Genomic DNA, 17,163 nt, shown 5'->3' with positions numbered 1-17,163 from the left:
CGGTCGTGCCCGCCGAGCAGCTCGGCTTCGACGGCATGCCGGAAAGGCTGTACGCCTGCACGCCGTCGAGGCTGAACACCTGGCAGGACTGTCCCCGGCGCTACCGGATGACCTACCTGGATCGTCCGGCGCCGCCGAAGGGCCCGCCGTGGGCGCACAACAGCCTCGGCGCCTCCGTGCACAACGCGCTGGCGGCCTGGTGGCGGCTGCCGCTCCCGGAACGGACGCCGGAAGCCGCCGGGACGCTGTTGATCCGCGGCTGGCTCACCGAGGGCTATCGCGACGACGAACAGTCCGCCGCCTGGCGTGAGCGCGCCCGCGTGATGATCGAGGACTACGCGTCCGGCCTCGACCCCGCCGACGAGCCGCTCGGCGTCGAACGGACCGTCGCCGCCAAGACCGCGCGGATCGCCGTCCAGGGCCGCATCGACCGGCTCGACACCAGGGACGGCGAACTCGTCGTGGTCGACTACAAGACCGGACGGCGCACGCCCACCCCCGACGACGCCCGGGGCTCGCTCGCACTGGCGATCTACGCCGTGGCCGCGTCCCGCGTGCTGCGCCGCCCCTGCCGCACCGTCGAGCTGCACCACCTGCCGACCGGCACCGTCGCGGCCTGGGACCACACGGCCGAATCCCTCGACCGGCACATCCAGCGCGCCGAGGAGATCGCCGGCGAGGCGTCGGCCGCCGACGACGCCTACCGGACCCGGCTGCGGCCGTCGGTGCCCCGCCAGCGGCAGGGCGAGGGCGCGGCCGTCGACCACGCCCCGTACGACGAGGCGTTCCCGCCCCGTCCGGGCCCCCTGTGCTCCTGGTGCGACTACAACCGGCACTGCCCCGAAGGCCGGGAGGCCGCCCCGCGCAAGGACGCGTGGGCCTCCCTGGCCGCCGAGGAGGAGACCCGCTAGGGGCTCAACGGACCGGCGGGTACTCCGCGAGACGCCAGAAGTCGGTGAGGGCGCTGGCGGTCGTCTCCGGGGCCTCGACGGCGGGCGAGTGCGCCGCGCCGGGGATCACGACCCTGGCGGCGGCCAGACGCTCGGCCATGGCCGCCTGCGTGTCGGGGGCCCAGGTGTGGTCGTCCTCGCCGTACAGGACCAGCACCGGCAGACCGCTCTCCGAGGTCACCTTGGCCAACTCGTCCACCCGGTCGGGGCACACCAGCAACTCCTGGGCCATGCCGAGGAGCCCGTGCACGGAGTTGCGGAGCATCCGGGCGCGGAGGAACGCCAGCACGTCCGCGGGCACCTCCTTGGCGACCGCGTCGGGCTCCATGTGCCGCGTCCACACCTGCTCCGGGCCGATCCGCGGCAGCGTCGCCAACAGCGAACCGGCGTCGGCCGCACGCGGACCGGTGAGGGCGCCGGGTCCCGAGCTCATCAGCGTGTACGACAGCGGCCGCGCGCCGCCCGAGACGATCGCCTCCCGCGTCACCAGCCCGCCGAAGGAATGCCCCACCAGATGGACCGGGTCCGGGCCCAGGGTGTCCAACAGCGCGCAGATGTCGGCGCCGAGGGCCTCACAGGTGTAGGCGGCCGGGTCGTCGGGGCCCTCCGTCTCGTACTGGCCCCGCATGTCGATCGCGACCACCCGCCGGCCCGCCCGCGCGAGCGTCTGGAGGACGGCGATGTAATCCTCCTTGCTGCCGGTGAAACCGGGCACCAACAGCGCGGGACAGCGTTCCGGTACGCCGGAACCGGGCAACGCCTCCAGAGCGGCGAACGATCCGCGGGAGGTCGCGATATCCGTCCGGCGCACACCGGGGGGCAGGTTCAAGAACCGGGGCGTACTCACGGGGCTCCAGCATACAGAGCGCGCCGAGCCGCAACAGCAGACGTTTTACTTGTGGGGGGGCGACCCCCCACACCCCCCGCGCCCGACGTGCTTTCGTGTGGGGGGCGACCCCCCACGCCCCCCGCGCCCGACGTGCTTTCGTGTGGGGGGCGACCCCCCACGCCCCCCGCGCCCGGTCTTGGAGATCTTCAGGCGGGCGGCCCTCCGCTGGCGCTCCGGGCCGCCCGCCTGAAGGACCGGGCAAAACCACCCCCGGCTGGTCGCCGTTCGCACGCTTGCGATCGCCGTTCGTACGTGGGTGGTCACCGTTCACTCCTGGGTCGCCGTTCGTACGGGGATGGCGTCTGGCCTTGAGTGGGGGATCGGGGGTGTCTTCTGTGAGGGTGTGGCTCGGGCTCCGTACGCTGGGGGCGATGCGAGCCCCTCATTCCACGGCCATCTCCGCCCATCGCCGCGACCATCACGGCGCGTTCGACACCGCGGTGGGGTCCGGGGCCGAGTACGTGGAGATCGACGTGCGGCGGACCGGGGACGGGGAGTTGGTCGCCCACCATGATCGGGAGGTCGGTGGGCTGCCGTTGGCGCGGTGCACGTACGAGCGGGTCCGGGCGGCCGTCGACCGGCCGGTGCCGCTGCTCGGGGACGCGCTGGACGCGATCGCGGGTCGGGCACTCGGTCACCTGGACCTCAAGGAGCGGGGCGCCGAACACGAGACGGTGGAGCTCGCGATGGAGCGGCTGGGGGAGGGGCGGTTCGTGGTGACCACCCGGTACTCGGAGTCGATCCGGCTGATCAAGCGGGACTTCCCGGGGGTGCGCACGGCGCTGTCGGTGGGGCGCGGCGTGTGGGAGCGCGGGGCGGTCCGTGACCTGTCCCCGCTGGCGCTGGTGCGCGCCTGCGGGGCGGACATGGTGGCGCTCAACCACCGGCTGGCGCGGCTCGGGGTGCTGCGGCAGTGCGCCCGCGCCGGGTTCCCCGCCATGGTGTGGACGGTCAACGCCGAGCCGTTGATGCGCCGATTCCTCGGCGACCCCCGGGTGGCCGTGCTGGTCACCGACCACCCCGGGCGGGCGCTGGCACTGCGCGACGAGGGCCGCTGACCGCCTCGCCGCGCTCTCGATCCGACGGGCGGCTCAGGTGGCCAGGTCGCCCGCCGTCCGGCCGCCGCGGGTGCGACGCCGGGCCCTCTGGCGCTGCGGAGCCGGCTCGGAGACCGTCTCCTGAACGAGCCCCGGCGTGTCGGGGGCCTGGAACGTCACGATCGGGACACCGCTGACCGCGTCGGTCGGCGGCACGATCGGCTCGTGCACGGGCACCACCGGGACGGCGGGGACCGTCGGAACGGCCGGAACGGTCGGGACCTCGGAGGCGGGCTCGGAAACGGCCGGGGCCTCGTGGGTCTCGGCAGGGGCCGCGGTCGCGCGGGCCCTCGTCCGTTCGCGGGTCCTCGTGGGGCGGGTCTTGGCCGGCTCCGGGGCCTTCGCCGTCGCCGGGGCCTCCTCCACGACCTCCACGGCCTCCGAAGAGGCGTTCGCGGCGTCCGAGGCGAGGGGCTTGCCGCTCCGGGTGCGGACCCGCTGACGGTTGCGCTTGCGGGCGGGACGGGACCGTTCCCGGTCCTCGTCGCGGTCCCGGTCGCGTTCGCGGGGTGCGCGGGACCGGGTCTTGCCGGTCTCGCCGATGTCCTCCAGCTCCTCGGCCGCCAGCCCGGCGCGCTCGCGCTGCGCCTTGGGCAGGGTGCCGGTGGAGCCGGCCGGGATGGCCAGCGCCTCGTGGAAGTGGTCGGACGTGGAGTACGTCTCCTGCGGCTCGGCGAACGGCAGGTCCAGCGAGCCGTTGATCAGCTTCCAGCGGGACAGGTCGCTCCAGTCGACCAGGGTGACCGCGATGCCCTCCTTGCCCGCGCGGCCGGTGCGGCCGATGCGGTGCACGTAGGTCTCCGCGGAGTCCGGGCACTCGTAGTTGACGACATGGGTGACGTCGTCGACGTCGAGTCCGCGGGCGGCCACGTCGGTGGCCACCAGCACGTCGATCTTGCCCGCCCGGAAGGCGCGCAGCGCCCGCTCGCGCTGGCCCTGGCCCAGGTCGCCGTGCACGGCGGCGGCGGCGAAGCCCCGGGTGCCCAGATCGGCGGCGACCCGGTCGCAGGCCCGCTTGGTCTGGCAGAACACCATGGTCAGCCCACGGCCTTCGGCCTGCAGCAGCCGGGCCAGCATCTCCGGCTTGTCCATCTGGTGCGCCTGGAAGACGTGCTGGACCACCTGCGGGGTGGCCTCGGACTCGCTGTGCGACTCGGCCCGGATGTTGGTGGGTCGGGTCAGGTAGCGGCGGGACAGCGCCGCGATCTCGCCCGGCATGGTCGCCGAGAACAGCATGGTCTGCCGCTGCGCCGGGACCAGCTCGACGATCCGCTCGATGTCGGGCAGGAAGCCCAGGTCGAGCATCCGGTCGGCCTCGTCCAGCACCAGCACCTTGACCTGGGACAGGTTCAGGTGCTTCTGCCGGACCAGGTCCAGCAGGCGTCCCGGGGTGCCGACGACGACGTCGACACCGTCCTTGAGCGCCTGGATCTGGGGTTCGTAGGCTCGGCCGCCGTACACCGGCAGCACCCGGGTGCCCAGCTTGCCGCCGGCCACCAACAGGTCCTCGGTGACCTGGAACGCCAGCTCGCGGGTCGGGGCGACGACCAGGGCCTGGGGGACCTTGCCGCCGTGCTCGATCCCCTGCAGCAGCGGGATGCCGAACGCGAGCGTCTTGCCGGTGCCCGTGCGGGCCTGGCCGATGATGTCGTGCCCGCCGAGCCCGATGGGCAGGGCCAGGGCCTGGATGGGGAACGCGTCGATGATGCCCTCGGCCTCGAGGGCGTCTGTTATCTCGGAGCGTACTCCGAGCTCACGGAATGTAGTCAGGGCTTCCAGCCTCCGTAGTGCGGGGTCCTCACTCCCGGGTCCGCGCTCGGGCGGCCGCCAGAGGCGGCGCCCTCGCGGGGTTCGCCACGCCGTGCGGGGCTCGCGAAGGCCACGGACCTCATCAAGGGGAGCGGCAGGGCCTCTGTGCTCCTGCCGATCGCTTCCTGTGGCCGCGCGCGGGCGCGGGAGGGACCAGCCGTCAATCAGTACCTCGGCGACCGCCGTCAGGGGTAATCGCAGTCACTGTCCGTGGCTGCGTGCGGTCACACTTCGCGACGCATAGTACCGGCAGTCGCTTCCCGATACCAATAGCCGCTGTCACGTGATAACGCTTCGTCCGTCCCCAAGCATTCCCGAGATCCCTGCAAGCCTTCAGTGGCGGCGGGCGCGCCGCACCGTCCATGATCGTCCCCATGAACGGCGACTGGCGTGTCACGGGGTTCCACGAGGTGCGCGAGCTGGGGCGCGGCGCGCACGGTCGGGTGGTGCTGGCCAGGCCCGCCGGCTCCGACGCGCCGGTGGCGATCAAGTACCTGACCCGAGGGGACGACCCGGAGCACCTTCGACGGATGCGCGGCGAGGCGGTGCTGCTCGGTCGGGTCGCGGACCCGCACGTGGCCGAGCTCTACCGCTTCGTGGAGGGCGAGCACGGGGCGGCGATCGTCATGGAGGCCGTCAACGGCGTCTCCCTGAAGGCGATCCTGGAACGGCACGGCGGACTGCCCCCCGAGGACGCGCTGGTGGTCCTCAAGGGGTCGCTCCTCGGGTTGGCGGCGGCCCACGCGGTCGGCGTCGTCCACCGGGACTACAAGCCCGCCAACGTGGTCGTCCAAGCGGACGGGCTCAGCAAGCTGGTCGACTTCGGGGTCGCCACGATGGCCGGGCGGGGCGCCGGCGCGGGCACCCCCGCGTACATGGCCCCCGAGCAGTGGGAGGGCGGTCCCGCCACGCCCGCCACCGACGTGTACGCGGCGACCTGCGTGTTCTTCGAGTGCGTCACCGGCCGCCGCCCGTTCACCGGCGAGACGAAGGAGGAACTGGCGCGGCGGCACCTGCTGGAGCCGATCCCGCTGGAGGACGTCCCCGAGCCCCTGCGCCCGCTGGTGGCGGCGGGCATGGCCAAGAGCGCGGAGCAGCGCCCGCCGGGAGCCCGTCCGTTCCTGACCGAGTTGGAACGGATCGCCGAGGAGGCGTACGGGCGCGACTGGCAGGACAAGGGCGTGCGCGGCCTGGCCGTGACCGCGGCGGCCCTGGCCCCACTCCTCCCCTTGGGCGCGGTGGCCGCCGCCGGCGCTCAGGGGGCCGCCGTCGCGGTCGCCCAGGGCGGTCTGATGGCCACCACGGGGGCCAAGGTGGCGGCGGCCGTGACGGCGACCGCCGCCGTCGCCGCCGCGGCCGGTGGCGTCTACGCCGTGCGCGACGAGGAGCCGCGTCGCCCCCAGGCCGTGCAATTGGCCGTCGCCGCCCACCCCGCCGCCCTCCGGGACCGGGCGTTCGCGATCGGCGGGGCACAGTACGCCCAGGTGAGCGGAATGACCGACGCGGCCCTCCAGGCCCGGGTCAACAGGGCGCTGCGCACGCCGCTGGACGACACCGTCGTGCTCATGCGGCAGCTCACGACCGGCTGCGAGGTCGACCCGCAGGCCAGGGTGCAGTCCGGTGTCCAGACCGGGCTGCGGGGGCCGGTCCTGGTGTCGGTGGCCTACCGGCTGAAGGTGGACCGCAACTGCGCGGGTTCGACGGACCTGGTCCGGGCCGTCACCGTCGATCTCCGGACGGGGAGGGTCGTCGAGCCGCGGGATCTGTGGAAACCGCCCGTTCTCACGGCGTCGTGGCTGTCCGCGCTCAACCGGAGGGCGGCCGACAAGCGGTGGCTGCCGCCCGCCACCTGTCAGGACGCCCCGGAGCTGGACGCAGCGCATCTGGTCCCCCGCACCACCCCCGGGGAGCCGCCTCCGTTCAGCCACCTGTTGACGGCCGACGGCATCGAGTTCTACCAGTCCGTCCTCGGCACCGAGTGCAACAACCTCGCCGCGACCCTCCCGTACCGGAGCGTCCGCGACCTGATCCGGCCTCAACTGGCGGCCGTGCTGCCCGGACGTCCCTGAAAGCCTTCAGGGGCGGCGGCGGGGCGGTGCGTGATATCTCAAAGGCTGTCCACTTCACGGGTGAATGACGGGACGCGATGGCAGAGTGGCGGTTGCCCGGGTTCGTCGAGCTTCGGGAGCTCGGCAGCGGGGCCCAGGGGCGGGTGGTGCTCGCCCGTGACGAGGACGGCGGGCGGTTCGTCGCGATCAAGTACCTCGCGTCCGAGCGCCTGGGCGACGAACGGGCCCTGGAGCGCTTCCGCAGCGAGGCGCGCACGCTGGCGCAGGTCGTCAACCCCCACGTGGCGCGGCTGCACCGGCTCGTGGAGGCCCCGGAGGGCGCGGCGATCGTGATGGAGGCGGTCGACGGCGTCTCCCTCCGGGCGCTGTTGGACCGTTACCTGCCGATGTCGCCGGAGTCGGCGCTGGTCGTCCTCAAGGGCTCGCTGCTGGGCCTGGCCGCCGCGCACGCGGTCGGCGTCGTGCACCGGGACTACAAGCCCGCCAACGTGGTCGTGCAGGCCGACGGGCTCAGCAAGCTGATCGACTTCGGGGTCGCCGGGCTGGCCGGGTCGCAGTCCGGGTCGGGCACCCCGGTGTACATGGCGCCCGAGCAGTGGGAGGGCGGCCCCGCCACGCCCGCCACCGACGTGTACGCGGCGACCTGCGTGTTCTTCGAGTGCGTCACCGGCCGCCGCCCGTACACGGCCGGGAACGCGTTGGCGCTCATGCGGCAGCACCTCCACGACCCGGTGCCGAGCGGGGCCGTGCCCGAGCCCGTCCGTCCGCTGGTGGCGCACGGGATGGCCAAGGACCCGACGGCCCGCCCGCCCGGCGCGGAGGCGTTCGTGGCGGAGTTGGAGGCCGTCGCCGGCCGCGCGTACGGCTCGGACTGGGAGTCGCGCGGCTGGGGGGCGCTCGGCGTCGCCACGGCGGCGGTCGCGATGCTGTTCCCGCTGGCGATGATCGGCGCGGCCGGCGGCGGCGCGCTCGGGGGGACGGCGGCCTCGGCGGGCGCGGGCGTCGGCGTCGCGGGACAGGCGTCCGCCACCACCGGGTCGGGCCTGCTGGCGACCACCGCCGCCAAGGTCGTGGTCGCCGTCGCCACCACGGCGGCGGTCGCCGGCGCGGGCACCGGGGCCTACGTGGCGGTCACCGACGACGACCCGGCCCCCGTCCGGCGCGTGAGCGTGGTCGCCGACGCGCTCGACCGCACCGTGCCGCTGTCGGGCGGCAGACCCGTCCTGCGGGTCCAGAACGCCCGCTACGCCACTGTGACGGGCCTGGGCGGCACCACGGTCGAGCGGCAGGCCAACGCCGCTCTGCTGGCTCCTCTGGAGCGGGAGATCGGCAGGTTCCGCGCCTACGTGGAGAACGACCGCTCCGCGCCCGGCAGCAGGCCGCGGTGCGCCGACCTGACCAGCCGGATGGACGTTCGGCTGGGCGGCCCCCGCCTGGTGTCCGTGCGCTACACGATCGACCGGCGCACCTGCTCGATCGCCGACGAGGACCCCCCGTACGCCGTCACCGCCACCGTCGACCTGCGCGACGGGCGGGCGCTGGGGGCCGCCGACGTGTTCCGCCCGGCGTCCCTGACCGCCGCCGGGCTGGCGGGCCTGACGAGCCGGCTGCCGCCCGCCACCCCTGATCGTCGGGAGTGCGGCTACAACCCGCCGCTGCAACCCGCCTGGTTCCAAGGGGACGAGCCCCGGGTGCGGCTCACGTTCACCGCGACGGCACTGGAGTTCGTCTTCTCCAGCGGCCTTCCCTGCCCCCAGGGCCTCACGCTCACCCTGCCCCACGAACGGGCGCGGGACCTGCTGCGGCCCGAAATGATCACGGCGCTGACCGCGCCGCGTCCGGAGAGGTCGTGACCCGGTGACCCCATGGCGACTGGCCGACTATGAGGAGATCAAGGAGCTCGGCATCGGCGCGCACGGCCGCGTCGTGCTCGCCAGGCACCCCGGGTCCGGCGCCCACGTGGCGATCAAGTACCTGATCCGGAACGACGGCGACGAGGAGGCCGTCGAGCGTCTCAAGCAGGAGGCGGTCATGCTGGCCCGCGTGCCCGACCCGCACGTCGTCCGGCTCTACCGGTTCGTGTCGAGCGACGAGGGCGCGGCGATGGTCATGGAGGCCGTGCCGGGCGTCTCCCTGAAGGAGCTGCTGGCCGGCAACGGGGCGATGCCGCCCGAGGCGGCGCTGGTGATCCTCAAGGGGTCGCTGCTGGGGTTGGCCGCCGCCCACGCCGTCGGGGTGATCCACCGCGACTACAAGCCCGCGAACGTCGTCGTCCAGGCGGACGGTGCCAGCAAGCTCATCGACTTCGGGATCGCCGCCGTCGCGGGGGTCGGCTCACGGGCGGGCAGCCCCGCCTACATGGCGCCGGAGCAGTGGGAGGGCCAGCCCGCCACCCCCGCCACCGACGTGTACGCGGCGACCTGCGTGTTCTTCGAGTGCGTGACCGGCGCCAGACCGTACACGGCCGAGGACCGGGTGGCCCTCATGCAGCGGCACCTGATGGCCCCGGTGCCCGTCGAGGCCGTGCCCGAGCCGCTGCGGCCCCTGGTGGGGCGCGGCATGGCCAAGGAGGCGACGCAGCGCCCTCCCGGCGCGGCGGCGTTCGTCGCGGAACTGGAGACGATCGCGACCGAGGCGTACGGGGAGGACTGGGAGCAGCGAGGCGTCCGCACCCTGGCCGCCGGCGCGGTGGCGCTCGCCGCGCTGTTCCCCTTGGGCGCGGCGCTGATCCCCGGGGCCTCGGGCGCGGCCGGAGCCGTCGGCGCGGGCGCGGCGGGGGCGTCCTCGATGGCCGGGGGAGGCTCGGCGGCGGGCTCCGGCCTTCTCGCCGCGACGGGCGCCAAGGTCACCATGGCCGTCGTCGCGACGGCCCTCGCGGTCGGCGCGGGCACCGGCGCGGCCCTGCTCGCCCGGGACGACGCCGACGAACCCGCCCGACTCGCCCTGCAGAACGTCAGCGTCGCCACGCCGACCCTGCCCGCCCGGACGCTGAACGCGCCCGGCGGACGGCGGCTGATCGTGGGCGACGCCCGCTTTGTCCGGATCGACGGGCACACCGATCCGGCGGTCCAACGCCGCGTCAACGCGACCCTCCAGGGCCCGCTGAACCGCGCCGTCGAGATCGCCCACACCACCGTCCGGAACGACCCCCAGATGGGCAGGCCCAGCCGGTTCGGGTGCCCGGGCGCGGGACTGTCGTCCAAGGCGTTCCCCGGGCTGGCGAACGGCAGGCTGGTGTCCGTCCGGTACGCGGTGCGCGTCGGGTGGGTGTGCAACAGCGACTTCATCACCGACTGGGCCGTCACCTCCACGGTCGACCTCCGCGACGGCAGGGCGCTGACCGTGGACGACATGTTCCGCGCGGAGACCCTGACGCCGGCGGGGGTGGACGGGTTGTGGGCCCGGGTTCCCAAGCCGACGCCGACCGCGGACGCGACCGGCGAGTCCTGCCGCCCGCCGGCCCGGTTGAAACCCGCCGACCTGCGACCCAAGGCCGGGGGAGGCGGCGACGCGCCGGTGGGCATCGCGTTCACCAAGGCCGGGATGACGGTGTCGGTGAGCACCGAGGGCGGCCAGTTCTGCCAGTTGGAGACGTACACGGTCGGCCTGGACCGGGTCCGCGACCTGATGAAGCCGCAGTTCGTCGAGATGCTGTCCGCCGGGACGCCGGCCCCGAGGAGGTCCTGACCCGTTGCACGCCTGGCGACTGGACGAGTTCGAGGAGATCAGGGAGCTGGGGGCCGGAGGGCAGGGCCGCGTGGTGCTGGCCCGGCATCCGCGGTCGGGCTCCCACGTGGCGATCAAGTACCTGATCCGCGCCGACGACGACGGAGCGGCCCTCGGGCGGCTGCGCGACGAGGCCCTGCTGCTCTCCAAGGTGGCCGACCCGCACGTGGTGCGGCTCCACCGCTTCGTGGCCACCGAGGAGGGCGCGGCGCTGGTCATGGAGGCGATCGACGGGGTCTCCCTGAAGGATCTGTTGGCCCGACACGGCGCGCTGCCCCCTGAGGCGGCGCTCGTGGTCCTCAAGGGCTCGTTGCTGGGGCTGGCCGCCGCGCACGCCGTGGGGATCGTGCATCGCGACTACAAGCCCGCCAACGTGGTCGTGCGGGCCGACGGGCTCAGCAAGCTCATCGACTTCGGGATCGCCGCCGCGCTCGACGGCGCGGGCTCCCGCTCCGGCAGCCCCGCCTACATGGCGCCGGAGCAGTGGGAGGGGCGGCCCTCCATGCCCGCCACCGACATCTACGCGGCGACGTGCGTGTTCTTCGAGTGCGTGACGGGCCGCCGCCCGTTCGACGCCGGAGAACGGGCGGCGCTCATGCGGGGTCACCTGATGGACGCCGTCCCGGTGGAGGCCGTGCCCGAGCCGCTGCGTCCCCTCGTGGCGGCGGGCATGTCCAAGGACGCGGCGCTGAGGCCACCGGGGGCGACGGTGTTCGTGGCGGAATTGGAACGTGCCGCGGTCACGGCCTACGGGCCGGACTGGGAGCAACGGGGCGTGCGGGCGCTGGCCATGGGGGCCGTGGCGCTCGCGTCGCTGTTCCCTCTGGGAGCGGCCCTGACGACGCCCGGCGCCGGTGCCGTCGGCGGGGCGACGGCCGCCACGGGCACGGGCCTCCTGGCCGCGTTCGGCGGCAAGACGGCCCTGGCGGTGGCGGGCGCGACGCTCGCCGTGGGCTCCGTGGGCGTCACGGCGTACGCGGTCTCGGGAGGGGAGGACGCGGGAGGCGGCCCGCCCCCGGTCACCGTCGGCCTGGCCGGCCTCGACAGCGTGGTGAACGGCGTGCCCGTCCGGGACGCGCAGTTCGTCGAGATCGCCTCGGGGGTGCAGGACCCCCTGCTGCGGCGGCGCACCAACGCCGCGCTGCGCCGGCCCTTGGACGCGGTGATCGCCGCGTCCATCGAGTACGTGGGTAGGGCGCGACCCGTCGTCGGCTCCACGGTGGAGATCGGGCTGAGCGACCCGCGCCTGATCTCCGCCCGGTACGAGCTGTCGTGGAACCTCGACGACCTCATCGTGGGAGGACCCCGCCGGCACGCCGTCACGGTGAACCCGACGACCGGACGCGCCTACGCCCACGCCGAGCTGTGGAAACCCCACGTGCTGACCGACGCGGGCACCGGGACGCTGTTCGCGCGGCTCGGCAGGCCGTGGCTCGTCATGACCGACTCCGAGGTGTGCGTCCCCGGCGAGATCTCGGCCGCGGAGCTGTTCCAGGGGGCGGGGCAGTTCTCCGGGCTGCCGTCGTTCAGCGTGTACTTCGGCGCCACCGGGCTGCAGGTCATGACCAGCACCAGCCTGCCCGCCAACGTCGTGCAGGCGGCCGCCATCGTGCGCTGCAACACCTACGAGGCGACCGTCCCGTACACGAGGATCAAGGACCTGCTGCGACCGGAGATCGCCGCGCTGCTGCCCTAGAGGGTGCCGAACCCGACGGCGCGGTTCTCCTCTTCGCTGATCTCCAGGTAACCCACCCGGCGGGCGGGAACGGCCACCCGTCCGCCGCGCTGGTCGCGCAGCACCAGCACCCCGTTGTCGACGGCCAGCGCGTCCGCCAGCGCCCGCTCGACCTCCTCGGCCGACTGGGACGTCTCGATGACCAGCTCCTTGGGCACCGACTGCACCCCGATGCGTACCTGCACTGTGCTCCCTCCGAAAGGACCGCCCGGCTTCGATGGTCGCATGGGAACGATGGGACGGAACCGGATCGGCGGTACGCCAGGAGCGTACGGGGCGATCAGCCGGCGACGGGGAAGCCGGAGATGCCGCGCCACGCCAGTCGGGCGATCAGCTTCTCGGCGGTGTCCTTGGGGATGGCGCGGTGCTGCGACAGCCAGTACCGGGCGCTGACCTCGGCCATCCCCACCAGGCCCATGCCCAGCAGGAACGCCTCGTCGGCGGGCGCCTGGGTGTCCTCGGCGATGACCCGCGCGATCATCTCGGCGCACTGGTGGTTGGCCCGCTCGACCCGGGCGCGGACGGGGGCCACGTTGCGCAGGTCCGACTCGAAGACCAGCCGGTACGCCTCGCCCTCGCCGGCGACGAAGTCGTAGAACGCCTGCATGCTGGCCTGCACGCGGCGCTTGTTGTCGGTGGTGGACTCCAGCGCGTCCCGCACGGTCTTGACCAGGCCCTCGGCGTGCTCGTCCAACAGGGCCAGGTACAGCTCCAACTTCCCGGGGAAGTGCTGGTACAGCACCGGCTTGCTCACGCCGGCGCGCTCGGCGATCTCGTCCATCGCGGCGGCGTGGTAGCCCTGTGCGACGAACACCTCCTGGGCCGCGCCGAGCAGCTGCCGCCTGCGGGCCAGCCGAGGCAGCCTCGTGCCACGTGGGCGGGCGTCCGGGGTCGCGGTCACCACACTCTCCGATCGCGTTGATCGGCGGCGCGGGGGCGCCGCCTCCGGTGTCGATTGCATCATCCTACGCGCCGGTAACCTCACCGGTCATCTGCGAACCGCGGGCGTGATCGGCCGGCGCGTCAACGGTAGTCGTCCTCGTCCAACTCCACGACCCGATCCTGCTCGGCCGTGTCGGCCTCGTTCGCGTCGAACGGCACCTCGGTGCGCTCGCCCGCCCGATCCTCCCCGTCGGTGAGCGCCGCCCGCTGCTCCGCGGCGTCCGCCTCGGGCGCTTCGTCGGCCCTCGGCTCCGGGTCCTCGACCCGCGGCTCGATCCGGTCCATCTCGCTCATGCTCTCTCTCCTTGTGGGGGGGCGACCCCCCTACACCCCCCGCGCCCGGTCTTGGGAGCTTCAGGCGGACGGCCCTGCGCTGGCGCTCCGGGCCGCCCGCCTGAAGGACCGGGCATTGGTGGGTGGTTGCCGTTGTACCGGTGGTGGATGTTGCGACCGGCGGTTGATGTTGCGCCGGTGTTGATGTTCGTTGTGCCGTTGTGCCGGTGGCTGGTGTTCTGTTGTACCGGTGGTCGGTGTGCTGCGAATGATGCCTCGGTGGTTGCCGTTGGCGGTCCGTGCTCTCACAGCCGATCTGCGAGCTCGCGCAGTGGCGCCTCGACGGCCTCCCCGTACGTCGGGAACGCGTGGGCGACGTCGGTGAGGACGCTCAACGGGACCTCCGCCCTGATCGCCAGTGCGATCTCGCCCATCCACTCCTCAGCGTACGGGCCGACCGCCGCGGCGCCGACCAGCTTGCCCGTGGAACGGTCCGCGTACAGCTCCACCCGGCCGGGCCCGGCGTCCTCGACCCGGCCCCGGACCGTGGCGGCGAGATCGTACCCGGCCGACAGCAGATCCATCCCCTCGTTCTCGGCCCGGCGCGGCGAGACGCCGACGGCGTACACGGACGGGGTGGTGAACAGGGTGCGCGGGAGGGCCCGGTAGTCGGCGGTCCGGCGCTTGCCCAGGACGTTGGCGGCGACCACCCGGGCCTGGTAGGCGGCGGCGTGGGCGGTCTTCATGCCGGTGACGTCGCCCGCGGCCCACAGACCGTCGCGGCCGTGCAGCCGGCAGGTCTCGTCGATCCGCAGCGGCTCGCCCGGACCGGTGGTGACGCCGACGGCGGCCAGGCCGACGCCCCGGGTGCGGGGCCGGCGGCCGGTGGCGACCAGGACGCGGTCGGCGTCGAGGAGCGAGCCGTCCGACAGCCACAGCCGCAGGCCCGGATCGGACCGCTCCACCTTGGCGGGCGCGGCCCCCGTCCGCACGTCGACACCCATCCGGCGGAGCGCGTCGGCCAGCAACTCGCCGGTGAACGGGGCCTCCTCGGCCAGCAGGGCCGGGGCGGACTCGACCAGGGTGACCTGGGACCCGAACGCGCCGTAGACCTGGGCCAGCTCGCAGCCGACCCGGCCGCCGCCCAGCACCACCAGGCGGCGCGGCAGGTCGGGCACCGTCAGGGCCTCGTCGCTGGTCCAGACGGGGGCGTCCGCCAGCCCCTCGACCTCGGGCACCACCGGCTCGCTGCCGGTGGCCACGACCAGGTCCGCGTAGCCGTACGCGGCGCCGTCGACCTCCACGACGCCGGCGCGGGCGATCCGCCCGTACCCGCGCAGGACGGTGACACCCGACTCCTCCAGTCGGGCCGTCGCGGGCGCGTCGTCCAGTTCGCAGGTCAGCTCGTCGCGGCGGGCGATGGCCGTCTCCCACGTCTCGCCGCGTCGCGCCGCGTGCAGCAGCGACTTGGACGGCACGGAGGCGAAGAAGGGGGACTCGCCGCCGATGAGCCGGTTCTCGACGAGCGCCACCTCGCGTCCCGCCGCCGCCAGCTCCCGGGCGCACAGCTCGCCCGCCGTTCCCCCGCCCAGCACCACGACGTCGTAGTGGTGGCTCTTCGTCACCGACACCCGCGTTCCCTTCCGACACCGTTCATCTCGAAGACCCCGCAGGGACATGGTGGCGGAATCACGGCCTCGCTGCGTGCCCATTCGAACACATAACGCACAGTCGCCTCAGGGGAGCGGCGGGCCCTGCTCCAAGAGGGGGGCCAGCAGGTCGCCGTGCCCTTCCACGCGGGTCAGCACATCGTCGGCGCGGAAGACCAGATCGGCGGGTCGGTCGCAGCCCTCGACCTCCTCCCAGGTGACGGGGGCGGACACGGTGGGCTCCTCGGCGGCGCGCAGCGAGTAGGGGGCGACGGTGGTCTTGGCGGGGTTGTTCTGGCTCCAGTCGACGAGGACCTTGCCCTTGCGGAGTCGTTTCTCCATCCGGCTGACCACCCGGTCGGGGTCGGCCGCCTCCAGCCGCTGCGCCGCCTCCTTGGCGTACTCGGAGGTCCGGTCGCTCTCGCGCACGGGCACGTAGAGGTGCAGGCCCTTCTTTCCGCTGGTCTTGGGGTAGGAGGGCAGCCCGTCGTCGTCGAGCAGGTCGCGCAGGGCGCAGGCCACCCGGCAGGCGTCCACGATCGTGGCGGGGGCCCCGGGGTCGAGGTCGAACACCATCAGGTCGGGCCGGTGCGCCTTGCCGCGCGGGCCCACCCGCCACTGCGGGACGTGCAGCTCCAGTGCCGCGAGATTGGCCAGCCACACCAGCGTCGGCAGGTCGTCGATCATGACGAAGTCCAGCGACTCCCGGCCGGTGGAGCTACCGGGGGTGGGCAGGTTCATGGTCCGCACCCAGTCCGGCGTGTGCGACGGCGCGTTCTTCTCGAAGAACGAGGGACCGTCCACGCCGTCGGGGTAGCGCTTGCGGGTCGCGGGTCGGTCGCGCACGTGCGGGAGCAGGACGGGCGCGATCCGCGTGTAGTAGTCGATGACCTCGCCCTTGGCGAAGCCGTGCCCGGAGTACAGCACCTTGTCGAGGTTGGACAGCGACAGCGCCCGCCCGTCGACGTCCACGCGGACCTTACTCATGAACGACCTCCAGCGGGTCCTTGTCGTCGCGTAGGCCGCGCCATGAGGGGGCGCGGAGGCGGCCGTCCCTGGTCCACATGCTGTAGGCGACCTCCCCCACGAGACGGGGCTCCACCCATTGGGCGTCACGGGTGTGCTCGCGGGGGACGGGGTCGTCGAACGGGCTGGTGGGGCGGCGCAGGGGCCACAGCAGCTCGTACATCTCGTCCAGGGCGCGGTCGGTGAAGCCGGTGCCGACGTGCCCGGCGAAGCGCAGCCGGCCCTTGCCGTCGTGGACGCCGAGGAGGAGGGAGCCCACCCCGCCCTCGCGGCGGCCCCGTCCGGGCTTCCAGCCGCAGACGACGACCTCCTGGGTGGGGAAGTTCTTGACCTTGCGCCAGAAGTCCACCCGGCGGCCCGGGCGGTAGGGGGAGTCGAGCCGTTTGGCGACGATGCCCTCCAGTCCCTCGTCCCAGGTGTACGCGACCAGCTCCTTGACCTGTCCGGCGTCGGCGGCGTGGAGGTACGGCGGGGCCTCGACGGGGCCGGTGGCGGCCAGTTCGAGGCCGTCCAGCAGGGCCCGTCGTCGGGCGTACGGGGTGTTGAGGAGGGAGCGGCCGTCGAGATGGAGCACGTCGAACACCACGTAGCGGACGGGGACCTCGCGGATCAGTCGGGGGTCGGGGCGGGCGACGTGCATGCGGCGCTGGAGCCGTTCGAAGCTCGGACGACCCTCCTCGAACGCGACGATCTCGCCGTCCAGCACGGCGTCGCGGCCCTGGACGAGGTCGGCGAGCCCGCCCAGTTCGGGGTAGCGGCCGGTGACCTCGGCGGCGCGCCGGCCGACGGCCCGCACGCCCGTGTCGGTGACGGAGGCGATGACGCGCACGCCGTCCCACTTGAGCTCGAGGCCCCAGCGGTCGGCGTCCTCCGGCAGGTCGCCGGTGACGGCCGTCATCGGCGGCACCGGCCACGGGATGGTCAGAGAGGGCATAGAGGAGGTGTACCCCGTCCCGACGTGCCCAGAAAGGGAACTAACCGGACATATGGCGCAAATC

At 73.7% G+C, this 17,163-nt stretch carries 15 protein-coding genes; 7 read left to right on the top strand and 8 right to left on the bottom strand.

The genetic code is table 11. From position 1 onward, the window contains the following. The first annotated feature begins 5 nt into the window (after positions 1–5). A complete protein-coding gene (locus tag DFJ69_RS06370; RefSeq protein ID WP_245974074.1) occupies positions 6–911 on the top strand; it encodes a RecB family exonuclease in 906 nt (301 codons plus the stop codon). A 4-nt stretch (positions 912–915) separates the two neighbouring features. Here DFJ69_RS06370 and DFJ69_RS06365 read toward each other — a convergent pair whose 3' ends face one another. Next, a complete protein-coding gene (locus tag DFJ69_RS06365) occupies positions 916–1,797 on the bottom strand; it encodes an alpha/beta fold hydrolase (protein ID WP_116021618.1) in 882 nt (293 codons plus the stop codon). Between the two features lie 413 nt (positions 1,798–2,210). Here DFJ69_RS06365 and DFJ69_RS06360 point away from each other — a divergent pair, with 413 nt between their 5' ends. Continuing rightward, positions 2,211–2,897, top strand: coding sequence for a glycerophosphodiester phosphodiesterase (locus DFJ69_RS06360; protein WP_116026440.1), 687 nt, complete (start codon positions 2,211–2,213; stop codon positions 2,895–2,897). Positions 2,898–2,930: 33 nt separating this feature from the next. On the opposite strand, the gene DFJ69_RS06355 is transcribed toward DFJ69_RS06360, so the two are convergent. Then, positions 2,931–4,580, bottom strand: a complete 1,650-nt coding sequence (locus DFJ69_RS06355; protein WP_425453416.1) for a DEAD/DEAH box helicase — start codon at positions 4,578–4,580, stop codon at positions 2,931–2,933. Here DFJ69_RS06355 and DFJ69_RS35335 point away from each other — a divergent pair. The 5 genes from DFJ69_RS35335 (at position 4,509) to DFJ69_RS06335 (ending at position 12,236) form a co-directional block, all read left to right on the top strand. Continuing rightward, positions 4,509–4,724: a hypothetical protein gene (locus DFJ69_RS35335; protein WP_245974072.1), complete on the top strand. Its 216-nt coding sequence runs from the start codon at positions 4,509–4,511 to the stop codon at positions 4,722–4,724. The two genes, DFJ69_RS06355 and DFJ69_RS35335, sit on opposite strands and share 72 nt — an antisense overlap. Positions 4,725–5,119: 395 nt before the next feature. Beyond that, a complete protein-coding gene (locus tag DFJ69_RS06350; RefSeq protein ID WP_116021616.1) occupies positions 5,120–6,814 on the top strand; it encodes a serine/threonine-protein kinase in 1,695 nt (564 codons plus the stop codon). Between the two features lie 77 nt (positions 6,815–6,891). After that, positions 6,892–8,667 carry a serine/threonine-protein kinase gene (locus tag DFJ69_RS34845; RefSeq protein WP_211328527.1) on the top strand — a complete coding sequence of 592 codons (1,776 nt, stop codon included), beginning with the start codon at positions 6,892–6,894 and terminating at the stop codon, positions 8,665–8,667. 4 nt (positions 8,668–8,671) lie between these two features. Continuing rightward, positions 8,672–10,501 carry a serine/threonine-protein kinase gene (locus tag DFJ69_RS06340; RefSeq protein ID WP_116021615.1) on the top strand — a complete coding sequence of 610 codons (1,830 nt, stop codon included), beginning with the start codon at positions 8,672–8,674 and terminating at the stop codon, positions 10,499–10,501. A 4-nt stretch (positions 10,502–10,505) separates the two neighbouring features. Further along, positions 10,506–12,236, top strand: a complete 1,731-nt coding sequence (locus DFJ69_RS06335) for a serine/threonine-protein kinase (RefSeq protein ID WP_116021614.1) — start codon at positions 10,506–10,508, stop codon at positions 12,234–12,236. Here DFJ69_RS06335 and DFJ69_RS06330 read toward each other — a convergent pair. From DFJ69_RS06330 to ligD (DFJ69_RS06305), 6 genes are all read right to left on the bottom strand, one after another. Next, positions 12,233–12,460 (bottom strand): DUF3107 domain-containing protein, encoded by a 228-nt coding sequence (locus DFJ69_RS06330; protein WP_116021613.1) that lies wholly within the window; start codon positions 12,458–12,460, stop codon positions 12,233–12,235. The genes DFJ69_RS06335 and DFJ69_RS06330 overlap by 4 nt on opposite strands. A 95-nt stretch (positions 12,461–12,555) precedes the next feature. Next, positions 12,556–13,176 carry a TetR/AcrR family transcriptional regulator gene (locus DFJ69_RS06325; protein WP_116021612.1) on the bottom strand — a complete coding sequence of 207 codons (621 nt, stop codon included), beginning with the start codon at positions 13,174–13,176 and terminating at the stop codon, positions 12,556–12,558. Between the two features lie 122 nt (positions 13,177–13,298). Continuing rightward, entirely contained in the window at positions 13,299–13,511 is a 213-nt protein-coding gene (locus DFJ69_RS06320; RefSeq protein WP_116021611.1) for a hypothetical protein, read from the bottom strand. Between the two features lie 284 nt (positions 13,512–13,795). Beyond that, on the bottom strand, positions 13,796–15,121 hold the full coding sequence (locus tag DFJ69_RS06315) for a dihydrolipoyl dehydrogenase family protein (RefSeq protein ID WP_116021610.1): 1,326 nt from the start codon (positions 15,119–15,121) through the stop codon (positions 13,796–13,798). Between the two features lie 105 nt (positions 15,122–15,226). Then, a complete protein-coding gene (gene ligD, locus DFJ69_RS06310; RefSeq protein WP_116021609.1) occupies positions 15,227–16,126 on the bottom strand; it encodes a non-homologous end-joining DNA ligase in 900 nt (299 codons plus the stop codon). After that, positions 16,119–17,099 carry a non-homologous end-joining DNA ligase gene (gene ligD / locus DFJ69_RS06305; RefSeq protein WP_245974071.1) on the bottom strand — a complete coding sequence of 327 codons (981 nt, stop codon included), beginning with the start codon at positions 17,097–17,099 and terminating at the stop codon, positions 16,119–16,121. Before ligD (DFJ69_RS06305) ends, ligD (DFJ69_RS06310) begins: the two co-directional genes overlap by 8 nt. Positions 17,100–17,163 lie beyond the last annotated feature (64 nt).

The sequence above is a fragment of the Thermomonospora umbrina genome (genome assembly GCF_003386555.1).
In the GTDB taxonomy this organism is placed as follows: Bacteria; Actinomycetota; Actinomycetes; order Streptosporangiales; family Streptosporangiaceae; genus Thermomonospora; species Thermomonospora umbrina.
Note: the sequence above shows the minus strand (reverse complement) of the source record. Positions and strands in the feature narration are given on the sequence as shown.

Bases quoted from the DNA above. Each gene is read 5' to 3' on its own strand.
- DFJ69_RS06320 (WP_116021611.1), bottom strand. From the start codon at position 13,511: ATGAGCGAGATGGACCGGATCGAGCCGCGGGTCGAGGACCCGGAGCCG.
- ligD (WP_245974071.1), bottom strand. From the start codon at position 17,099: ATGCCCTCTCTGACCATCCCGTGGCCGGTGCCGCCGATGACGGCCGTC.
- DFJ69_RS34845 (WP_211328527.1), top strand. From the start codon at position 6,892: ATGGCAGAGTGGCGGTTGCCCGGGTTCGTCGAGCTTCGGGAGCTCGGC.
- ligD (WP_116021609.1), bottom strand. From the start codon at position 16,126: ATGAGTAAGGTCCGCGTGGACGTCGACGGGCGGGCGCTGTCGCTGTCC.
- DFJ69_RS06360 (WP_116026440.1), top strand. From the start codon at position 2,211: ATGCGAGCCCCTCATTCCACGGCCATCTCCGCCCATCGCCGCGACCAT.
- DFJ69_RS06350 (WP_116021616.1), top strand. From the start codon at position 5,120: ATGAACGGCGACTGGCGTGTCACGGGGTTCCACGAGGTGCGCGAGCTG.